This window comes from Klebsiella terrigena, from assembly GCF_012029655.1.
Classification (GTDB): domain Bacteria; phylum Pseudomonadota; class Gammaproteobacteria; order Enterobacterales; family Enterobacteriaceae; genus Klebsiella; species Klebsiella terrigena.
This window is the reverse complement of sequence record NZ_CP050508.1, coordinates 1,887,486-1,906,950: the sequence shown is the minus strand read 5'-3', so window position 1 is coordinate 1,906,950 and position 19,465 is coordinate 1,887,486. Positions and strand designations below refer to the sequence as shown.

Here is a 19,465-nt window from a genome sequence, read left to right as displayed (position 1 = left end):
GCAAAGGCCGGCGGGGGACTTCCGCCAGAGCAAAACGCGCATTGATACTCACGGCTTAATTTCGCTTGTTGATAATTACGTTTTCCCTGCGTTCAGATGCGGCATAACCCATCGTTTTCATCGCGGCTCCAGTTGTGGATTAATCATCCTGCACTTCAACGGCCAGATGCACAGCCAGGTGAGCCAGAGCCTGCTGCACCGGGCGTGGCGCTGAACGGTCTTTACAGAGCAAAGCCGAAGTGAGAGCCGTCAGGCAGCTCCACATCAAGACGCAGTTTACCGCCTGCCGCCTCAACGTAACGCTTAAGGGTGGAGAGTTTCAAATCGCGCCCCTGCTTTTCCATGCTGGCGACGGTAGGCTGCCGGATGCCCAGGGCCTGCGCCATTTCTACCTGCGTTTTCTGCACCTTTTCACGCAGTTCGGCAAGATGGATGTTGAGCAGGATGTCCGTCGCCATCGTCTGCGCGTCGGCCACCACCTCCGGTTTCTCATCCGCAAGAAGCTGTTCGAGCGTTCTGCCCATTGCATTACTCCTTATCATCTAACGTATTCAAATAATCTGTGAATTCCCGATCGGCAATTGGGATCGTCTGCTCATAGAAGCGTTTTTCATTACCGACCTTGTGACCCGCGCAGAGCAGGATGCCGGCCCGGCATGGGTCGAAGGCGAAAAACACCCGGATGGGATCGCCCCGGCTCTGAACCCGCAGCTCTTTCATGTTGCCGTAGCATGAGCCTTTGAGCGTATCGGCATAAGGTCTGGACAAGCCCGGCCCTCTTTCCCGCAGAACCAGTAGCAATGCCAGTACACATGCCCGATCGGTTGCGCAAAGCGCACTAAACCAGCCGTCAAACCGATCCGTCGTCTTAATTATCCACACGGGACCTCCTCACAATATAGATCGCAAACTATATAGATGCAAAGCAATAGTGAAGATAATGACGCCTGGCCGGACGCAACGCATACCCTTTTGCCAGCAAAAGGAAGGCATATTCCAGTCATTGATTGAATAAGATGAAAACCGATCGTCGCCTTGCGGCGCGGGCCGCATAAGCATCGGCACGTTTGCCAGCGGGGAGGATACCCGCTCTGATTGAGAAGGGAGCGACCGAGCGGCCAGACCTGATTAAGAAGGGGGCGACCGGACGGCCTGCCCCCTTAAGTTGAAAGGTGCGTTTTTAACCCTGCTCGCCGCCCGTCAGGACGTACGCCATTTCCGGGTTAACGGTTTTTCGATTTCGACAATCAGGAACATCACAAATCCGATGATAAAGGTGATCACCCAGTAGCGGAACGGCAGCGCGGCGGTACCAAACAGCATCTGCATAAACGGCGCGTAGATGATCAGCAGCTGCAGCACCAGCAGAACGCCGCTGACGATCCAGATGCCTCTGTTGGCCAGTAATCCTTTGCTCAGAGAGAAACCGTCGGCGACGCGACAGTTGAGCATATAGAACCACTGGGCGGTGACCAGCGTTTGCAGCAGGACGGTACGAATGAACTCCGGCGAGTAGCCTCGCGGCTGGAGCCAGGCTTCCAGTACAAAAGCGCTCACGGCGATCATCGAGCCGACGAAAATAACCCTCCAGATAGCGAAACCGTCCATAACGTGCAGCTTAGGATCGCGCGGCGGACGCTTCATGATGTTCTTTTCGCCGGCCTCAAACGCCAGGCCAAATGACAGCGTGGCCGAGGTCGCCATGTTCATCCACAGGATCAGCACCGGAGTCAGCGGAATTAAATTCCCCGCCAGCAGGGCAATAATAATCAACAGCCCCTGCGCCAGGTTAGTCGGCATAATAAAGAGGATGGTTTTCTTCAGGTTATCGTACACCCGCCGCCCTTCCCTGACCGCGCTGGCGATGGTGGCGAAGTTATCATCGGTAAGCACCATATCGGCCGCTTCCTTGGTCACTTCGGTACCCTTGATGCCCATGGCGATCCCAACGTCGGCCTGCTTCAGCGCCGGCGCATCGTTCACCCCGTCGCCGGTCATCCCGACCACCTCTTTTTTACTCTGCAGCGCCTGCACCAGGCGGAACTTATCCTCCGGGCTGGTACGCGCAAAAATATCAAACTTCTGCGCGGCTTCGCTGAGCTGCTGGTCGTCCATTACCTCAAGCTCGCGCCCGGTAATGGCCGTGCCGGCGTTGCCGATGCCCAGCATTTGTCCAATACTCATCGCCGTTTGCGGGTGATCGCCGGTGATCATCTTCACGCGGATCCCCGCCTGCAGGCAGTCGCGGATCGCCGTAATGGCTTCCGGACGCGGCGGATCCATCATCCCGGCAATACCGAGGAGAATGACCCCCTCCTGCAAATCCTGGTGGGTCAGCTCGGTCTGACCGCTGGCCGCAGGCTTCCACGCCGCCGCCACCATGCGCAGCCCTTCCCGCGCGTACTCTTCAATTTTTGCCTCCCAGTACGGCTGATCGAGCGGCTGCAGGCCGCTATCGGTCTGCTGCTGCTGGCAGAGCCGGAACAGCACGTCCGGGGCGCCGGTAATTAAGATCATCTCCTCGTCGCCGATGCGGTAGAGCGTCGACATATACTTATACTGCGAGTCGAAAGGAATTTTGCTCCGCAGCTCGGTCGCTACCGCCGGCAGCGCGACCTTCGCCGCCAGCACCTTCAGCGCCCCTTCCGTCGGGCCGCCGGTAATTTTCCATAATCCGCTTTCATCCTTGATGAGCTGGCTGTCGTTACATAAATCAATGGTCCGCAGATAGCGCTCGAGCAGCGTGCCCGGCGCCACCACCACCGGCCCGGAATCATCTACCGGATGGATATTACCGATCGGCTCATAGCTATCCCCTTCGACCCGATAAATGGTGTCCGCGGTAATGACGGCTTTGACCGTCATCTCGTTCATGGTCAGCGTCCCGGTTTTATCCGAGCAAATCACCGTCATCGCCCCCAGGGTCTCAACGGTCGGCAGCTTGCGGATAATCGCCTTCTGCCGGGCCATGGTCTGCACGCCCAGAGAGAGAATAATCGAGATGATCGCCGGCAGCCCTTCCGGCACCGACGCCACCGCGAGGCTAATCAGCGAGAGCATCAGCTCCGAAACCGGCATATCGCGGAACAGCAGGCTGAAGACAAACAGCGCGGCCATCATCACCAGAATGATGATAAAAATGGCTTTCCCGAGCTTGTCCATCTGCACCAGCAGCGGCGTGCGGTGCTTTTCAATATCCGCCATCATCTGGTTGATATGGCCCAGCTCGGTATCACCGCCGGTCGCCACCACCAGGCCTTTACCGCCGCCGGAGCTCACCGTGGTACCCGAGAACAGCAGGTTGGTGCGGTCGCCGAGAGGAAGCTCGCCGCTCAGCGCCTCAGTGCTTTTCTCAACCACCGTTGATTCACCGGTGAGAATCGCCTCCTCCACGCGCAGGTTGTGGGCTTCGATAACCCGCAGGTCGGCAGGAATACGGTCGCCCGCGCGGATCACCACAATATCGCCCGGCACCAGTGCGGTGGTCGGAATCGTTTCATGGTTCCCCTGGCGGATCACCACCGCTTCGCTGGACAGCATATTGCGAATGCTCTGCAGCGATTTTTCGGCGTTACTTTCCTGAATATGGCCAATCAGGGCATTGATCACCGCGACGCCCAGAATCACCAGGGTATCGACCCAGTGGCCCATGACTGCGGTCAGCAGCGCCGCCGCCAGCAGGACGTAAATCAGAACATCGTTGAAGTGGGCCAGGAAGCGCAGCCAGGCGGGTTTGCCCGGCTTTTGCGGTAACGCGTTCTCGCCGAATTTCTGGAGTCGCGATGCCGCTTCCGCGCTGCTAATCCCCTCGGGGGAGCTGTTGGTGCTGGACAGGGTTTCATCGACGGAGAGCTTGTAGAACGGGCCGCCCGGTTTGTCTGTACTCATAGTTATCTCCTCACTCCTGTAACGGAAATCAGAACAGCATCAGGCCGCCCTTAACGCACAACAAAAACCGGAACGTGAGCATAACGAACGATACTGGCCGCCTCGGAACCCAGCAAATGGGTCTGAATATTGGGGTTGCGCGAGCCAATAATCACCACATCCGCCTGCAGCTCGTCGGCCAGCTTCGTCACTTCGTCACGAACGTTGCCGCTGCGAACGTGAATCTCAACGTCACCTTCCGTCAGGCCCGACTTTCTGACGAGCTCAGCAAGTTTTTCCTGAGAGTTTTTAACAAGATAGTCTTCCATTTTTCGCGCATCGGAAATAAATCCCCGCGTCAGCGCCGGGGAAAAGAGAGGATTTACGTGCACCAGGTGAATTTTCCCGGCAGAGCTTTGTGCGAGGAACTGAGCGTGGGATAGCGCTTTGTCGGCAAGGCCGATTTCAAAGACATCAACCGGGACCAGAATATTTTTATACATACAGACAATCCTTTTATTACCAATAGAATAGATCGCAAATATCTCCCAACGAGACGCGTTGAGGAAAATCTCAGGAACGAAAGCGGGCACAGAAGTCGGTATGATTAAACGTAGCACAGGACTGTTAACATTTTTAAGCCACCAATTAATATATTGAAAAATATCACGGAGATAGCCGCCCTCAGACAATTCATCTGCAAACCACCCTAAACCGTCGACATAAGGGCAATTTTTACTCTTTTTAACATTTCCGCTTTTCTGCGACTATGCTCATTATCAGGAGCTCTGGAGCTTCTGAAAACCACTCAAGAATTAGGTAGATAAGACTTTACTTACTCTATAACCAGTACTATTAGGAGGAACGATGTTTGGCTATAGCCTGTTTCGCCTGAGCCTGTTTATTGCCCTGGCAATAATTGCCTGTACGGCTACAGGATTATTCACCTATGTCGTCGTCTCTGCCCTGGCTGAATAAGTTCGACGTTTATCACTAACATTTAAAATAAATCTTTTAGCTCTGAGGGGAATACAGTGAACCGTTATTTTTCTCTCATTCCTGTTGTTATTTTAATAACAACAGCTTGCGACCAGAAAGCGCCGCAGGTTACGCCGCTGCCGCGGATGGTGAAAGCCGCTGAGGTGGCCGCGGTGGGTGATTCACAGCAGCGTATTTTCCCCGCGCGCATCGAGTCCGGGGACTCCACGGAACTCTCCTTTAAACGCGGCGGCCAGGTTGAATCGCTCGACGTTCGCCAGGGGGCTAACATTACGCAAGGGCAGGTCCTCGCCCGGCTCAACGCGCGCGAAGCCCAGCAGCGCGTCAATGAACGACAAACCGCCGCCACGCTTGCGCAGCGGCAGTTCGATCGCTTCCAGACCCTCGCCGGCCGTCAGGCTATTTCAAAAGCGGAAATGGACGTTCAGCGCGCCAGCCGCGACTCGGCCAACGCCGCGCTGAAAATTGCCCGCGAAGAGCTCGGCCAGATGACGCTCAACGCGCCCTTTAGCGGGGTAGCGGCCAGCGTGCCGGTGCGCAATCATCAGGTCGTCGCCGCCGGGCAAACCGTGGTGACCCTGACGCGCACCGATCTGCTCGACGTGGTCTTTAGCATCCCGGAAAACCTCTTTAGCGCCTTTGATATTCGCAACGCCCAGTATCGCCCGATCGTCAGAATCAACTCCCTGCCGGACCGCCAGTTCACCGCGCAGTACAAAGAGCATTCCGGCAGCAGCGACAATAGCAGCCTCACCTGGCAGGTGATCCTGACCATGCCGCGCCCGGCCGATTTCCCAACGGTCGGCGGCGTTAGCGGAACCGTGACGATAAACCTGGCAAACCTCCCCGCCAACGCCGGCCGCGAGGCGCTGGTGGTGCCGGTTGAGGCGGTCTTCAATCCCGATAATCATCAGCGCAACGAGCCGCACGTGTGGGTGATTAAAGGCGATGGCGAGCAGCTGCATCTCGAGGATCGCAAAGTGAGCGTCGGGCAGGTGACAACCCAGGGGGTCGTCATTACAGACGGGCTCAGCGCCGGCGAGCGCGTAGTGGCCGCTGGCGTAAGCGAACTGCATGCGCAGCAGCCGGTTCGAATCTGGACGCGTGAACGAGGCCTTTAATGGATATATCCCGCCAGTTTATCAATAATCCCGTCCGCGTCTGGCTGACCATTCTGCTGCTGGGCGTAGGCGGTATTTTCGCCCTGCTCAATATCGGCCGTCTGGAAGATCCGGCGTTTACGATTAAAACCGCCGTGGTCATTACCCACTATCCGGGGGCATCGGCTCAGCAGGTCGAGGAAGAGGTCACCCTGCCGCTGGAAAATGCCCTGCAGCAGCTGCCCTACCTGGATAACGTCAGCTCTATCTCCTCCAACGGGCTGTCGCAGATAACCGTAAACATCGCCTCGAACTATCACTCCAGCGAGCTGCCGCAGATATGGGACGAGCTGCGGCGCCGGGTGGGCGACGCGGCCCGGCTCTTCCCGCCCGGCGTGGTTGCCCCCTTCGTAAACGATGATTTCGGCGACGTGTTTGGCTTTTTCTTTGCCATTTCCGGCGACAGCTTTACCAATCCGGAACTGGTTCGCTATGCCGAGCAGCTGCGCCGGGAGCTGGTACTGGTACCCGGCGTCGGCAAGGTCGCCATCGGCGGCGCGATCCCGCAGCAAATTAATATTGATATCTCGCTGCCCAAAATGGCGGCCCGCGGCATTACGCTGAATCAGCTTTCCGCCATTCTCAGCCGCCTGAACGTCGTTTCCAGCGCCGGGGAGATTAAATCCGGCAGCGAGTCCATTCGCCTGCATCCGACCGGGGAATTTGAGAATCTCGACGAGCTGGGCGATCTGCCCATCAACCCCCACGGCACCGGGGCGACGACCCGGCTGCGGGATATTGCCACCCTCTCGCGCGGGCTGAGCGAATCGCCCTCCAGCATCTACCACGCCAACGGTCGCCAGGCGGTGACGATGGGCGTTTCGTTCATCCCCGGCGTCAACGTCATCGACGTTGGCCACGCGCTGGAGGCGAGGCTTGAGCAAATGTCGGCGGAAAAACCTGCCGGGATTAAAATCGATCTGTTCTACGATCAGGCGGCCGAAGTCGGCCAGTCGGTTAGCGGATTTATCACCAACTTCCTGATGGCGCTGGCCATTGTCGTCGGCGTGCTGCTGATCTTCATGGGCGTGCGCAGCGGCATTATTATCGCTTTCTCGCTGGCGCTTAACGTGCTGGGCACGCTGCTAATTATGTACCTGTGGGGCATTGAGCTGCAGCGGATTTCGCTGGGCGCGCTTATTATCGCCCTCAGCATGCTGGTCGATAACGCCATCGTCATCGTCGAAGGGGTGCTGATTGCCCGCCAGCAGGGATCGACGCTGCTGACCGCCGTTAACTACGTTATCCGCCGATCCGCCCTGCCCCTGCTGGGGGCGACCGTGATTGCGATCCTCGCCTTCGCACCGATCGGCCTGTCGCAGGACTCGACGGGGGAATACTGTAAGTCACTGTTCCAGGTGCTGTTAATCTCGCTGATGCTCAGCTGGTTCTCGGCGCTCACCATCACCCCGGTGCTGATCAAATGGTGGCTGTTTAAAGGCGCGGCGTCCCCGACGCCGGCCGCCGAGGCCGATCCCTACCGCGGGCGCTTTTACCGCAGCTATCAGCAGATCCTTAACGCCCTGCTGATGCGCAAAACCATCACCCTCGTGCTGATGGCGGCGCTGCTGGGCGGCGCTATCTGGGGATTCGGTTCGGTGCGGCAGAACTTTTTCCCTTCATCAAACACGCCGATCTTCTTCGTTGACCTGTGGCTGCCCTACGGTACCGATATTGCGGCAACCGAAAAAATGGCCAGCGATATCGAAACGACGATTAACGGCCAGCCAGGGGTCGTCACCACCGTGGCTACCGTCGGCCAGGGCAGCATGCGCTTTATCCTCACCTACAGCGGCCAGCGGCAGTACAGCAACTATGCGCAGATTATGGTTCGCATGGACGATCGGCGCAGCATCGACGCCCTGACGCGCCACGTTGACGCCTATATTGCGCGCAACTATCCGCAGGTCAACGCCAGCAGCAAGCGGGTGATGTTCGGTCCGTCCGGCGACAGCGCGATCGAGGTGCGGATCAAAGGCCAGGATCCCGACAGATTACGGCTGATAGCCAGCCAGGTGAGCACCATCCTCTCCGCGGATCCGGCCGCCGGCAGCGTGCGTAACGACTGGCAGAACCGCAGTAAAACGATCCGACCGCAGTACTCGACCACCCTCGGGCGCGAGCTGGGAGTGGATAAACAGGATATCGACAGCGCGCTGCAGATGAACTTCACCGGCAGCCGCGTTGGGCTGTACCGCGAAGGCGCCGATCTGCTGCCGGTAGTGGTCCGTCCGCCGGCCGCCGAACGTCAGGATGCTAACCATCTCAACAACGTGCTGGTGTGGAGCCAGAGCCGGCAGCAGTACATCCCGTTGAGCAACGTGGTCAGCGACTTTACCCTTGAATGGGAAGATCCGTTGATTCTGCGCCGTGACCGCAGCCGCGTACTGACGGTGATGACCGACCCCGACCCTCTGAGCAACCAAACCTCGGGGGATATTCTGGCGCGGGTGCAGCCGCAGATTAACGCGATCAGCCTGCCGCACGGCTACAGCATTGAGTGGGGAGGCGATGCCGAGAACTCCAGCGAAGCGCAGCAGGGGCTCTTCACCACCCTGCCGCTAGGCTATCTGGTGATGTTTGTCATCACCGTGCTGATGTTCAGCTCGCTGAAAAATGCGGTTGCCATCTGGCTGACCGTGCCGCTGGCGCTTATCGGCGTGACCCCGGGCTTTTTAATTACCGGCATACCTTTCGGCTTTATGGCGCTGATCGGTTTGCTCAGCCTGAGCGGAATGCTTATCCGCAACGGCATCGTGCTGGTGGAAGAGATTGAACAGCAGAAACAGGAAAAACCGCAGCACCAGGCAATTATCTATGCCGCAACCTCGCGCTTACGCCCTATACTGCTCACGGCCTTCACCACCGTGCTCGGGCTGGCGCCGCTGCTGCTGGACGTCTTCTTCCAGAGCATGGCGGTTGTTATCATGTTTGGACTGGGTTTTGCGACCATCCTGACACTACTGGTTCTTCCGGTTATTTACGCCTGTTTCCACCCTAAGGATATGCAGCAAGCACAATGAACACCACCGGGTTAAATATTATTAAAACGCTGGGATGCATGACGGCGGTAACGTTCTTTACCATCTATAACACCTGGGATCTGTATGATTACGATTATCACTGGATCCTCGGCTTTCTGACGTTTGTCTCGACCATCGCCACCCCGCTATTTTTTGTGGTGGCGGGCTATCTCGACGCCCAGTCCCGACACGGCGAGCGCTGGCAGATGGGCAAAATTAAAAGCGTGGTGATAGTCTTCCTTTTCTGGATGACGATTTACTACCTCTTTGAGCCCTACCAGCGCGGCTATCTGATTCAGCCGTGGTTTGTCTTCACCTTTATTGTGATCTATACCTTCCACCCGCTGATCGAGTGGCTAAGCCTGCGCAGAAGGATCTTTTTTAGCGCGGTGTTTGCCCTGCTGCTGTTCTCCTACGGCTACGATCTGCTGGCGGCACTCTATCCCGACGTTCATGTGCTAAGCCTGGCGCCGCAGTATCGCCTGTGGACCTGGCTGTTGTTCTATTTAACCGGCCAGCTGTTTAACGATCCAATGGTCGTGCGCTGGCTGACTCGCGATAAAGTGGTAAAAGCCGCGATGTGTGCCATACCGTTTATTTATCTTTTCACCTGGTTTTACGAACGCCATTTCTTTTTCGCTCTGTTTAAGGCCGACAGAAATGCGTTCCTGCTCACCGGTTCGCAAATTTATATTCTGGTGGTGGCGCTGGTTATTGCGGCTAACGGCGTTCGTTTTCGTAAAAACAGCGAGTTTAAGGAGAGTATTCTGGCGGCAATCAGCAAAACGATGACCGGGGTCTATATCCTCCACTACTCAGTTTTTCATCTCCTGAGCTCCCTTATCCCGATCGGTTCGCTGAGCACAAAATTAATGCTGATTGCCCTGACGTTTGTCGCCTCGGTATTGATTTCAATGCTGGTGTTATCAAACCCGGTCGCTAAAAAGGTGATCACCCTTTAAGCCTTCCGACCCGGCCTGGCGCCGGGTTTAAAAACCATAGCGCAGCCAGGCAAAGAGGACGTTACCGTTATTATAGGTGCCGGGAATATAGGTAAACTGCACGCTAAGCCGCTGATAGCTTGCGGAAAACAGCGGCAGGATAATCGGTAGCGGCACGTAATTAGCGAAATCATCGCGCGCGGTAATTCCGGCGGTCACCCCGAGCCCGAGGCGGAAATCGCGGGCGCTATCCAGATACCAACCCTTCTCCCAGCCGTAGCCGATGATGGGCTGCCACTCGTTATGCGAATCCTTAAACATCATGGCGTACAGCGAGCTCCAGTCGCCGTCATCGTGGTAGCGAGAGAAGCCGAAGCCGCCGCCCCAGGGCATCTCATTGTAGTTATCCGTTTTCTCTTTATCGTAGGTTAAGCGGTTGTGCCAGCTAAGAAACGGCAGATACAGGTCATAGTTTTGCGGCTCATTCCAGGTTTGCGAAACATCATTTTTTAACCAGTCCCACCAGCCGCTGATGCGCTGTTCACCGTAAACGCCCTTTTCAGCCCGCGCCGCAGAGGCAAAAATAATCAGAGCTGCCAATACCATCAGCCGACAACGTTGCATAGGCTTTTCCTTATAGATAATTTCCACTGGGTTTTTATTTCGGGAATAATAACCGCGCTTTGCAAATGTCGTGGCGGCATTTTACCGGTAATACGCGCCCCTTATGAACAGTATATATAACAACCGGCAGGGCAGTTGCCAATAGCGGCAGAGCATATCATTTCACGGCAGCGGGGATTATCATGACGCTAATGAATGATTTTGCAGGCGGTGCTCGTAAAATAAATGGATGTCATAAGCATTATTATGTCGGCGGGAAAGTCCTCGGTTAACGTCGCGCTTTATACCCTACTACCCATTATGGTAGTGATGCTGATCATCATGAAATACCTGGAAGTACGCGGGGTGCTCGACGTTATCGTCCGCTGGGTGGCGCCGCTGCTCAAGCCGTTTGGTTTAACCGGAATGAGCGCTTTTGCCCTGATCCAGATGAATTTCGTCAGCTTTGCCGCCCCGCTGGCAACCCTGTCGATTATGGATAAACGCGGCGTCTCGGACCGGCAGATGGCCGCGACTCTGGCCATGGTCTTTGCTATGGGTCAAGGCAACGTCTTCTACCCTCTCGCGCCCTTCGGCCTGCACTGGATGGCCTCGATAATCATTTCGATTGTTGGCGGGCTGTGCGCGGCGGCGGCAACCTGGTACTTCACCGGCCGGCGGCTGTCGACCGTCGAAAACGCCCGCGCGGAGGCGCTACCCAACGCGGAGCAAAATAGCCAGGGGATCATTTCCGTTATCAACAGCGCCGGCTCCGACGCGATTCGTCTGGCCCTCGGCGCCGTGCCGATGCTGATCCTGTCGCTCACCATCGTCGGGCTGGTGCAGGCGGCCGGGCTGATTGATATGCTGCAGCGCCTGTTGATGCCGCTGCTGCTGTGGCTGCATATCCCGGAAAACTTCGTCCTGCCGGCGCTGGTAAAATGCGTGGCCGGCGGCACGGCCTACTTTGGCGTGATCTCTGAATTGCTTCAGCAGGGCAAGGTCACCGCCAACCAGATTAACGCCTCCGCCGGGCTGTTGATTCAAACCTTTGATCTGCCGGGAATCGGCATTTTTCTTGGCGTCAGCTCGCGGTTTGTCCGCCTGTTCCGCTTTGTCGCGCCTGGCGCCATGGTTGGCATCGCGGTGCGCACCCTGATGCACGTCTCGCTATTTTGAGGCCTCAACCCGCGCTTCAGGCTGCAGACAGGCCCGCATATCAGGCTGGAAGCCGCAGCCGATGCGCTGGTCAATGCGCGCCATCATAAACGGGAAGAACGGGTTGGAGGTCACGCGCATCAGCGTATCCAGCCCGACGCTAAGGCTGGAGGTCTCTCCCCGTAGCGAAATCGTACCGATGCTAATACCGTAAAGGTTCTTCTCCGTCGGCTCGCGGCCGTACAGGGAGTCGTTCAGCGGGAACGGCACCGCCACGTGCGAGAGCGAATACATATCCTGCGGCCACGCCAGGTTCAGCGGCGTCACCCGCTCCGCTTTTTCTCCTGCCGGCGTGGTGCGGGCCACCGTCTCATAGGTGGTGGGCGAGGCGTTGGTGATCACCGTGGTGCTGTATTGCCGCGGCGCGGGCGGCAGAAGCGCGCTGACCGCAGAGTAGAGCGCGGGACGGAACAGCGCCCGCAGGTTGGCGGCCTGGTTGATATCAAAAATCACCAGCTCGCTGCCGTTTTGCGGCAGATAGCGATACAGCGAATCAACCACCGCCCGGGTGCTCACCGTGGAGTCCATGACCGACTGGAAGGTCAGCACCGGCGGCAGCGCGGCAAGCCGCTGGCTGCGGGAGGCCTGGACTATCTGCTCCTGCAGCGCCTGGGTTAACAGCCACGACTGGCGGGCCGCCTTCACCGGAAACGAGTTGTACTTATAAGGATTAAACTCGGGCACCACGTTCAGCCATGCCGCCCTGGCAAAGGCCGGAAACACCGCCGGCAGCCCCGTCAGCCCGGCAAAACGGGCAAATGCCGTCACCCCGATCATCGGCGACAGCAGGACTATCTGCTGCGGCTCGGGCAGGGCATTATCATCCAGCGCATCGAGCGCATACTTCAGCGCCAGCGCGCCGCCGTTGGAGTAGCCGATCACGTGCAGCGGTACCTTCGGCCCGCCCAGCCGCGTCGCTTCGCGTACCGCCAGCCGCGTTGTCGCCATCCACGCCTGCCAGTCAACGGCGGTCAGCGATCCCGGCGCGGTGCCGTGTCCCGGCAGCCTCGGCACCACCGCTACGAACCCCTGCTGCTGATAGGCTTTTGCCAGATAGCGCACGCTGTAGGGCGAGTCCGTCAGCCCGTGCAGCAGCACCGCGGTACCGCGCGGTTTTCCCTCCGGCAGCAGCACGAAGGAGCGGTTCCAGTTAGGCTGAAACTTCTCCGGGTAGACCTCGCTTTGGGCATAAAAACGATTGAGCGGCGTTTTTTCATCATCAGGAAGCGCATCGGTCAGCTGGGTTTTCATCTGCTGAAAAATAGCCCCCTCCCGCGCCAGATATCCGGCGAAGGTGGTGCGGTCAATCTCAGCCGCCGACATTTCATCGGCGGACCAGGTATGCCACGAATGCAGCGCAGGCCCGCGCTGGGTTTCATAAATACGTCCGGCAAAAAAAACGCCAATCACGATAAGCAGGCCCACGGCGATTTTTTTCACCAGCGAGGCGACTTTTAAACCAGCTTTATTCAGGTATCGGGTAAAGCGCATCATTGCCATATCGCTGTCCATTTTCTTTGCCGTATATGACGACCGTTTGCGCATTAGCGCATTGGTGTCTATGTGATTAAAGCCTGCGAGACGCTTTTTAAACATAGACTAAACCGAAAGGCTATTCTTATTGTCAGAAGAGCAGCAAAAGACAATTATCGCCAGGAATATAACAGGCCAGGGAGAAAGAGATGGAGTGGTGGGTAAAAAAGGTCTGCACCGAAACGACCCGCGTGGTTTTACAAAGCGGCCAGCTGCTGATCATTGCCGAGATTGAACCCTGCCGCTGCGGCTTAAAAATCGGCGATAAGCTCACGCCGCTGGCGAACGCCCGCTACAGCATCAACGACGATCCCGCGGTAACCCTGAAGGTACAAAAGGCGACGCACTTCAGCGCCGAGCGCTGGGCCGATAGCGCGCATTCCGTCGCCGAATAGCCGCCAGTAATCATCACCAACTGTTTCTATTTGCAGTATTTTCATCGCTCAGCCGGTGAAATTCCCCTTCGCTCTTTTCGGTCTGTGACATACTATCGAACACGTCAGCAGACCTGAAACAAGGAGCGAATGATGAACCACAAGGCCGCCAGTCTGACCCCAGAACAAGCGCTGAGTCAGCTAGAAACGCAGTATGAGCAGTCGGTCAATGCGCTACGTAAAGCCATTGGCGAGTACATCAACCACAACGTGCTCCCTGACGAGACCGTCCGTGCCCAGGGGCTGTTTGTCTATCCCCTGCTGTCCGTATCCTGGGATGGCGCCGATCACAAGGCCCTCAAAACCCGCGCCTGGGGCCGCTTCACCCACGCCGGTTGCTACAGCACCACCATTACCAATCCTAAGCTATTTCGCACCTACCTCCTCGAACAGCTCACCCTGCTGTATGAGGATTACGGCGCGCACATTAGCGTTGGGCTTTCGCAGCATGAAATTCCCTACCCTTACGTGATCGACGGTTCCGAGCTGACCCTCGATCGCTCGATGAGCGCGGGCCTGACCCGCCATTTCCCGACCACCGAGCTGTCGCAGATTGGCGATGAAACCGCCGACGGGATTTTCCACCCGACCGAAAACCACCCGCTTTCCCACTTCGATGCCCGACGCGTCGATTTCTCCCTCGCCCGCCTGCGCCACTACACCGGCACGCCGGTCGATCATTTCCAGCCGTACGTCCTGTTCACCAACTACACCCGCTACGTGGATGAGTTCGTGCGCTGGGGCTGCAGCCAGATCCTCGATCCCGACAGCCCCTATATCGCGCTCTCCTGCGCCGGCGGGATCTGGATCACCGCCGATACCGAAGCGCCGGAGCAGGCCGTGTCCGACCTGGCATGGAAAAAGCACCAGATGCCCGCCTGGCACCTGATCACCAAAGATGGCCAAGGGATCACCTTGATTAACATCGGCGTTGGCCCTTCTAACGCCAAGAATATCTGCGATCATCTGGCGGTGCTGCGCCCTGACGTGTGGCTGATGATTGGCCACTGCGGCGGCCTGCGCGAAAGCCAGACCATCGGCGACTACGTGCTGGCGCACGCCTATCTGCGCGACGACCACGTGCTCGATGCGGTGCTGCCGCCGGATATCCCGATCCCCAGCATCGCCGAGGTCCAGCGCGCGCTGTACGACGCCACCAAGCAGATCAGCGGCATGCCGGGCGAAGAGGTTAAGCAGCGGCTGCGCACCGGGACGGTGGTCACCACCGACGATCGCAACTGGGAGCTGCGCTATTCCGCCTCGGCGCTGCGTTTCAACCTCAGCCGCGCCGTCGCGATTGATATGGAAAGCGCGACTATCGCCGCTCAGGGCTACCGCTTCCGCGTCCCTTACGGCACGCTGCTGTGCGTCTCTGATAAACCGCTGCACGGTGAGATAAAGCTCCCCGGCCAGGCCAACCGTTTTTATGAAGGGGCTATTTCAGAGCATTTACAGATTGGCATTAAGGCCATCGACCTCCTGCGGGCCGAAGGCGATCATATGCATTCGCGCAAGCTGCGCACCTTCAACGAACCGCCTTTCCGCTAGCCTCCCTTCCCCGTACTCCCCTGGGCGCAACCCGGCGCCCAGGGGCACTCATTTCCAGAAACGCCCGCGGAGCGCCGAAAGGCTATCTCTTCATCACCGCCCTTTATCATTATGATAATAATTATCGCCCGGCAGGTGATAATCCCGCGGCAACGGCGGCGGCCTCTCTTGCAGGCAGCGTCGTTTCGCCAATAAGTTCGATCGGCATCACAGTTGACACCCCCGAAAACGCCATTCCTTTGAGCTGGCATACCTATTGCTACTTCTCGCCCGATAGGCAAAAACGTCTTTACGATCGTTATGCCGCGCAACAGACATCCCCCGCAGCTGCGGCAGTGCGACCTACGGTGACACCATCCGTCGGGCGTCGTTCGTATAAGGGACAGGACCCTGGAAACGGAGAAAAATATGACCACTACGCTGGTTGGCAATGAAGTCGCGCGCGTTGATGGCCTGGCCAAGGTGAGCGGCAAGGCTATTTACGGCGATGATATTAAAATGGCAAATATGCTGTACGGCGTTTGTCGTTTTGTCGATATTCCTGCAGGACGCATTGACTCACTCGACTTATCTGAGGCAAGAAACGTTCCTGGCGTGGTGCGTATTGCCACGTGGGAGGATATTCCCGGCGAGAAGAGCCTTGGCGTTATCATTCCCGACTATCCCCCCATCATTCGCGATGAAATTGCTTATCGCGGTGATGTGATTGCGGTCGTCGCCGCCGAAACCTATGAAGCGGCGTGCCTTGCCGCAGAAAAGATCGCCATAACCTATACGCCATGGCAGCCCATCGTGTCGCCAGAAGAGGCCATGAAGCCCGGAGCACGCTTAATTCATAGCGAACTCGACAGCAATATTATTAATCACCACCACACCGTCAAAGGCGATATCGACAGCGGCTTTGCCGCCTCTACGCATATTTTTGAACGCGAGTACGAGGTGGGGTTTCAGGAGCATGGCTATATAGAACCTGAATCCATTACCGCCTGGATCGATAATAACGAGCAGGTGATGACCCTTACCGGCTCGATTCAGAACGCCCACCGCATACGCGGGATCGTGGCAAAATACCTCGCCCTTCCGCAGTCGCGGGTCAACGTTAAGCGCTCGATACTGGGCGGGTCGTTTGGCGGCAAGGACGATATTATCGACAATATTGCCTGCCGGGCCGCCCTGCTGGCGCATCTTACCTCTCGCCCGGTCAAGATCTCCTACAATCGGGAACAGTCGATGCGGGAGAGCTATAAACGCCATCCGTATAAGATGAAGTACAAGATTGGCCTCGATGATGAGGCCCGCATTCAGGCGATTAAGGTCGATATTATCGCCGATGGCGGCAGCTACTCCGGGCAGACCATGTTCGTGACCTGGCGCAGCTCCGTGCAGGCCGCCGGGCCTTACAACATTCCCAACGTGCGGGTCGACGTGACGGGGGTCTATACCAACAATAACTACACTTCCGCCTATCGCGGCTACGGCGCTCCGCAGGTGATTTTTGCCAATGAATCGCTGATGGATGAGGTCGCCGAAGCGATGGGTCTCTCCCCGGTCGAGCTGCGCCTGCGCAATATTCTCCGCCAGGGCGATACCAGCATGGCCGGGCAGGTGTTTGATAATCATACGGTCTCCGCGCAGGAAGTCCTCGAAAAAGCCATGGCGAAAGCGGAGTTCGTCGCCAGGCGTGAGCACTATCGCAAGCTCAACGCCGAGGGCGGGCCGGTGCGCTACGGTATCGGCCTGGCGCTCAGCCACCGCGGGTGCTCCCTCGGCGCGGAGGGCCTGGACGCCTCATCGGCGCTGATGCAGGTGAACGCCGATGGCAGCATCAACATTTCGACCTCCGTCTCTGAAAACGGCCAGGGTTTGCAAACCACCATGTCGCTGATTACCGCGGAAGCCTTCGGCATCGGACTGGATCGCGTGATGTTCTCTGAGCCTGACACCTCAATGATCGCCGACGGCGGCTCTACCGTCGCCTCCCGCGGCACGCTGATGGGCGGTCAGGCCATCCTGAGCGCCGCCAATAAAATCAAGAAACGGATGGCCAACGCCGTCAGCCAGCGGCTTGGGGCCGCCGGTATAGACGATCTGGTGTGGCAGGAGGGGAAAGTGTTCAATCGGCACCAGCCGCAAACTACCCTGACCTTTCAGGAGGTTGTCGATTTGACCCGGGCGACGGGCGCCAACCTCTCCTCCTACGGCTGGCACGTGGCGCCGGCTATCCACTGGGATGAGGAAAAAGGCTGCGGCAGCCCCTATTTCACCTGGGTCTATGGCTGCCAGATCGCCGATATTGCGCTGGATACCCGCACCGGCAAGATCGCCATCAATCACGTCGTCGCCGCCCACGATGTGGGTAAGGTGATAAATCCCGTCGGCTTTGCCGGTCAGGTCTACGGCGGCGTGCTGCAGGGGATGGTGGGATACGGCATGCTGGAGGATTTTAATACCGAAAACGGGGCCGTGAAATCCGAGAATTTTGACACCTATCTGCTGCCCACCATCCAGGATATGCCCAATATCGATATTATCGCCGTCGAAAACCACGACCGCGCCGGGCCTTTAGGCGCCAAGGTTATCGGCGAGCCGGTCCTTGAGCTGGGAGCGGCGGCGCTTAACAACGCGGTCAGCTTCGCCCTGGAGAAACGCAACCGTCAGCTTCCCCTGACCCTCGAGCGCGTGCGCCTCGGCTATAACCTGAAAAAACCCGAGCGCCAGAGCGAACTCATGGCGGAGGGAGCGGAGCATAAGCAGGTTCTGCGCCTCAATACGCTGCGAATGGCGACACCGAAAAATCTGGACGAGGCGCTGCAGATGCTGGCGCGGGAAAATAGCCAGCCCATCGCCGGCGGGACCGACGTTCTGGTACAGGCGCGGTTGAAAACCGACGAGGTCGGGCTGGTGAATATTGCGGGGCTTCAGGAGCTCAGGCAGATAGAAGAGCTTAACGACGAGCTGATTATCGGCTCAGGGGTCTGCTTTACCGATTTGGTCAGGCACCCGCAGATCAAGGCGCGCTACCCGCTGCTGGTCACGGCCTGCAAAACTATCGGCTCTCTCCAGCTGCGCAACCAGGCGACGGTTGGCGGGAATATCGTCAACGCCGCGCCCTGCGCCGACTCGGTTCCACCGCTGATTATTTATGACGCCAGGCTGGAGCTGCGCAGCGCCAGCGGCGCGCGGCAGATAGCGCTCAGCGACTTTATCGTCGGCGGCTACCGCACGGCGCTGAAGCAAGGCGAAATCGTCACCAAAGTCATATTACCTGCCCCGCCCGCGCCGCTATCACAGCAGCGCTATTTACAGCTGGGCCGCCGCAACGCGCTGAATATCACCCGCCAAAGCCTGACGGGCCTGTTCACCTTTTCTGCCGATGGCACCCTGGCGCTCTGCCGCCTGGTGGATGGCGCTCTGCTCAGTAAACCCCAGCGGCTGACGGAAGTTGAGGCCTGCCTGACGGGGTTTGTCCTCGACGAGAAGAGAATTGAGGATGCGGTCCAGGCGCTGAACAAAATCATGCATGAGGCGATAGGCGGACGCTGGTCGGCCCCTTACAAAATACCGGTATTTGAAGATATGTTCCGACAAATGATGCAGGAAACGCTGGCAGAGCAGAAGGTGGCAAAAAAATGAACCGAATTGAGCTGAAGGTTAATGGCATTCGCATAAGTCGCGAAGTGGACGATAACACCCGCCTGCTGGATTTCCTGCGGGAGGATCTGCGGCTAACCGGCACCAAGGAGGGCTGCTCCGTCGGCGAGTGCGGGGCCTGCACGGTGATTATGAACGAAAAATCGGTCTGCTCGTGCCTCCTGCTGGCCGCCCAGTGCCACGGCGCGGAAATCACCACGATTGAGGCCCTGCAGCATGACGCCGTCGGGAAGAAGCTGCAAAACGCGTTCGTGCGCCACGGCGGCGTCCAGTGCGGCTTCTGTACGCCGGGAGTACTGATGAGCACGAAGGCCCTGTTAGATCAAAACCCTCAACCTTCCGATAGCGAAATTTGCGAGGCGCTGGAGGGTAACCTCTGCCGCTGCACCGGCTATCAGCCGATTATCACCTCGATAAAAGCGATTCTGAAGGCCTGAGTTTGCGACGCCCCGGACGAGCTGATATCCGGGGCGCCGATAGTGGCGGAG

Annotated in this window: 14 protein-coding genes; 8 read left to right on the top strand and 6 right to left on the bottom strand. The window is 57.8% G+C overall.

Annotation, left to right across the window (positions count from 1 at the left end; all coding sequences use genetic code 11):
• Positions 1 to 221: 221 nt before the first annotated feature.
• The 4 genes from HCK03_RS08925 to HCK03_RS08910 all read right to left on the bottom strand — a co-directional run bounded on the left by HCK03_RS08925 (position 222) and on the right by HCK03_RS08910 (position 4,370).
• Positions 222 to 524: a helix-turn-helix domain-containing protein gene (locus tag HCK03_RS08925; protein WP_076945586.1), complete on the bottom strand. Its 303-nt coding sequence runs from the start codon at positions 522 to 524 to the stop codon at positions 222 to 224.
• Between the two features lie 4 nt (positions 525 to 528).
• Positions 529 to 882, bottom strand: a complete 354-nt coding sequence (locus HCK03_RS08920) for a type II toxin-antitoxin system RelE/ParE family toxin (protein WP_041146309.1) — start codon at positions 880 to 882, stop codon at positions 529 to 531.
• Between the two features lie 318 nt (positions 883 to 1,200).
• Positions 1,201 to 3,888 carry a cation-transporting P-type ATPase gene (locus tag HCK03_RS08915; protein ID WP_115192343.1) on the bottom strand — a complete coding sequence of 896 codons (2,688 nt, stop codon included), beginning with the start codon at positions 3,886 to 3,888 and terminating at the stop codon, positions 1,201 to 1,203.
• Between the two features lie 50 nt (positions 3,889 to 3,938).
• Positions 3,939 to 4,370 (bottom strand): universal stress protein, encoded by a 432-nt coding sequence (locus HCK03_RS08910; protein WP_115192342.1) that lies wholly within the window; start codon positions 4,368 to 4,370, stop codon positions 3,939 to 3,941.
• Between the two features lie 531 nt (positions 4,371 to 4,901).
• On the opposite strand from HCK03_RS08910, the gene HCK03_RS08905 reads away from it, so the two are divergent.
• From HCK03_RS08905 to HCK03_RS08895, 3 genes are read left to right on the top strand one after another with little or no spacing between them, the layout of a single operon-like run.
• Positions 4,902 to 5,987, top strand: a complete 1,086-nt coding sequence (locus HCK03_RS08905; RefSeq protein WP_115192341.1) for an efflux RND transporter periplasmic adaptor subunit — start codon at positions 4,902 to 4,904, stop codon at positions 5,985 to 5,987.
• Positions 5,987 to 9,049 carry an efflux RND transporter permease subunit gene (locus HCK03_RS08900; RefSeq protein ID WP_167691425.1) on the top strand — a complete coding sequence of 1,021 codons (3,063 nt, stop codon included), beginning with the start codon at positions 5,987 to 5,989 and terminating at the stop codon, positions 9,047 to 9,049. Before HCK03_RS08905 ends, HCK03_RS08900 begins: the two co-directional genes overlap by 1 nt.
• Positions 9,046 to 10,011: an acyltransferase gene (locus tag HCK03_RS08895; protein ID WP_041146314.1), complete on the top strand. Its 966-nt coding sequence runs from the start codon at positions 9,046 to 9,048 to the stop codon at positions 10,009 to 10,011. Before HCK03_RS08900 ends, HCK03_RS08895 begins: the two co-directional genes overlap by 4 nt.
• A gap of 27 nt (positions 10,012 to 10,038) precedes the next feature.
• Here the strand turns inward: HCK03_RS08895 and pagP are convergent, their stop codons facing one another.
• Positions 10,039 to 10,614: a lipid IV(A) palmitoyltransferase PagP gene (pagP, locus tag HCK03_RS08890; RefSeq protein WP_041146315.1), complete on the bottom strand. Its 576-nt coding sequence runs from the start codon at positions 10,612 to 10,614 to the stop codon at positions 10,039 to 10,041.
• A 225-nt stretch (positions 10,615 to 10,839) separates the two neighbouring features.
• Between pagP and HCK03_RS08885 the strand changes: the two genes are divergently transcribed.
• Positions 10,840 to 11,772: a nucleoside recognition domain-containing protein gene (locus HCK03_RS08885; RefSeq protein WP_041146316.1), complete on the top strand. Its 933-nt coding sequence runs from the start codon at positions 10,840 to 10,842 to the stop codon at positions 11,770 to 11,772.
• On the opposite strand, the gene HCK03_RS08880 is transcribed toward HCK03_RS08885, so the two are convergent.
• The gene (locus tag HCK03_RS08880; protein WP_155397522.1) at positions 11,764 to 13,311 is read right to left on the bottom strand and encodes an alpha/beta hydrolase; all 1,548 of its coding nucleotides are present in this window, start codon (positions 13,309 to 13,311) and stop codon (positions 11,764 to 11,766) included. The genes HCK03_RS08885 and HCK03_RS08880 overlap by 9 nt on opposite strands.
• Positions 13,312 to 13,493: 182 nt before the next feature.
• Between HCK03_RS08880 and HCK03_RS08875 the strand changes: the two genes are divergently transcribed.
• The 4 genes from HCK03_RS08875 to HCK03_RS08860 all read left to right on the top strand — a co-directional run bounded on the left by HCK03_RS08875 (position 13,494) and on the right by HCK03_RS08860 (position 19,414).
• Positions 13,494 to 13,739, top strand: a complete 246-nt coding sequence (locus HCK03_RS08875; protein WP_041146317.1) for a histidine kinase — start codon at positions 13,494 to 13,496, stop codon at positions 13,737 to 13,739.
• 132 nt (positions 13,740 to 13,871) lie between these two features.
• Positions 13,872 to 15,326 (top strand): AMP nucleosidase, encoded by a 1,455-nt coding sequence (locus HCK03_RS08870; RefSeq protein ID WP_143716178.1) that lies wholly within the window; start codon positions 13,872 to 13,874, stop codon positions 15,324 to 15,326.
• A 408-nt stretch (positions 15,327 to 15,734) separates the two neighbouring features.
• The gene (locus tag HCK03_RS08865; RefSeq protein ID WP_167691424.1) at positions 15,735 to 18,959 is read left to right on the top strand and encodes a molybdopterin cofactor-binding domain-containing protein; all 3,225 of its coding nucleotides are present in this window, start codon (positions 15,735 to 15,737) and stop codon (positions 18,957 to 18,959) included.
• Positions 18,956 to 19,414 (top strand): (2Fe-2S)-binding protein, encoded by a 459-nt coding sequence (locus HCK03_RS08860; protein ID WP_041146320.1) that lies wholly within the window; start codon positions 18,956 to 18,958, stop codon positions 19,412 to 19,414. The genes HCK03_RS08865 and HCK03_RS08860 overlap by 4 nt, the downstream gene beginning before the upstream one ends.
• The last annotated feature ends 51 nt before the right edge of the window (positions 19,415 to 19,465 follow it).

What these genes read in the sequence shown, in the direction of transcription:
- HCK03_RS08925 (WP_076945586.1), bottom strand. Translation starts at nt 524, where the DNA reads ATGGGCAGAACGCTCGAACAGCTTCTTGCGGATGAGAAACCGGAGGTG.
- HCK03_RS08915 (WP_115192343.1), bottom strand. Translation starts at nt 3,888, where the DNA reads ATGAGTACAGACAAACCGGGCGGCCCGTTCTACAAGCTCTCCGTCGAT.
- HCK03_RS08910 (WP_115192342.1), bottom strand. Translation starts at nt 4,370, where the DNA reads ATGTATAAAAATATTCTGGTCCCGGTTGATGTCTTTGAAATCGGCCTT.
- HCK03_RS08900 (WP_167691425.1), top strand. Translation starts at nt 5,987, where the DNA reads ATGGATATATCCCGCCAGTTTATCAATAATCCCGTCCGCGTCTGGCTG.
- HCK03_RS08895 (WP_041146314.1), top strand. Translation starts at nt 9,046, where the DNA reads ATGAACACCACCGGGTTAAATATTATTAAAACGCTGGGATGCATGACG.
- pagP (WP_041146315.1), bottom strand. Translation starts at nt 10,614, where the DNA reads ATGCAACGTTGTCGGCTGATGGTATTGGCAGCTCTGATTATTTTTGCC.
- HCK03_RS08885 (WP_041146316.1), top strand. Translation starts at nt 10,840, where the DNA reads ATGGATGTCATAAGCATTATTATGTCGGCGGGAAAGTCCTCGGTTAAC.
- HCK03_RS08880 (WP_155397522.1), bottom strand. Translation starts at nt 13,311, where the DNA reads ATGGCAATGATGCGCTTTACCCGATACCTGAATAAAGCTGGTTTAAAA.
- HCK03_RS08875 (WP_041146317.1), top strand. Translation starts at nt 13,494, where the DNA reads ATGGAGTGGTGGGTAAAAAAGGTCTGCACCGAAACGACCCGCGTGGTT.
- HCK03_RS08870 (WP_143716178.1), top strand. Translation starts at nt 13,872, where the DNA reads ATGAACCACAAGGCCGCCAGTCTGACCCCAGAACAAGCGCTGAGTCAG.
- HCK03_RS08865 (WP_167691424.1), top strand. Translation starts at nt 15,735, where the DNA reads ATGACCACTACGCTGGTTGGCAATGAAGTCGCGCGCGTTGATGGCCTG.
- HCK03_RS08860 (WP_041146320.1), top strand. Translation starts at nt 18,956, where the DNA reads ATGAACCGAATTGAGCTGAAGGTTAATGGCATTCGCATAAGTCGCGAA.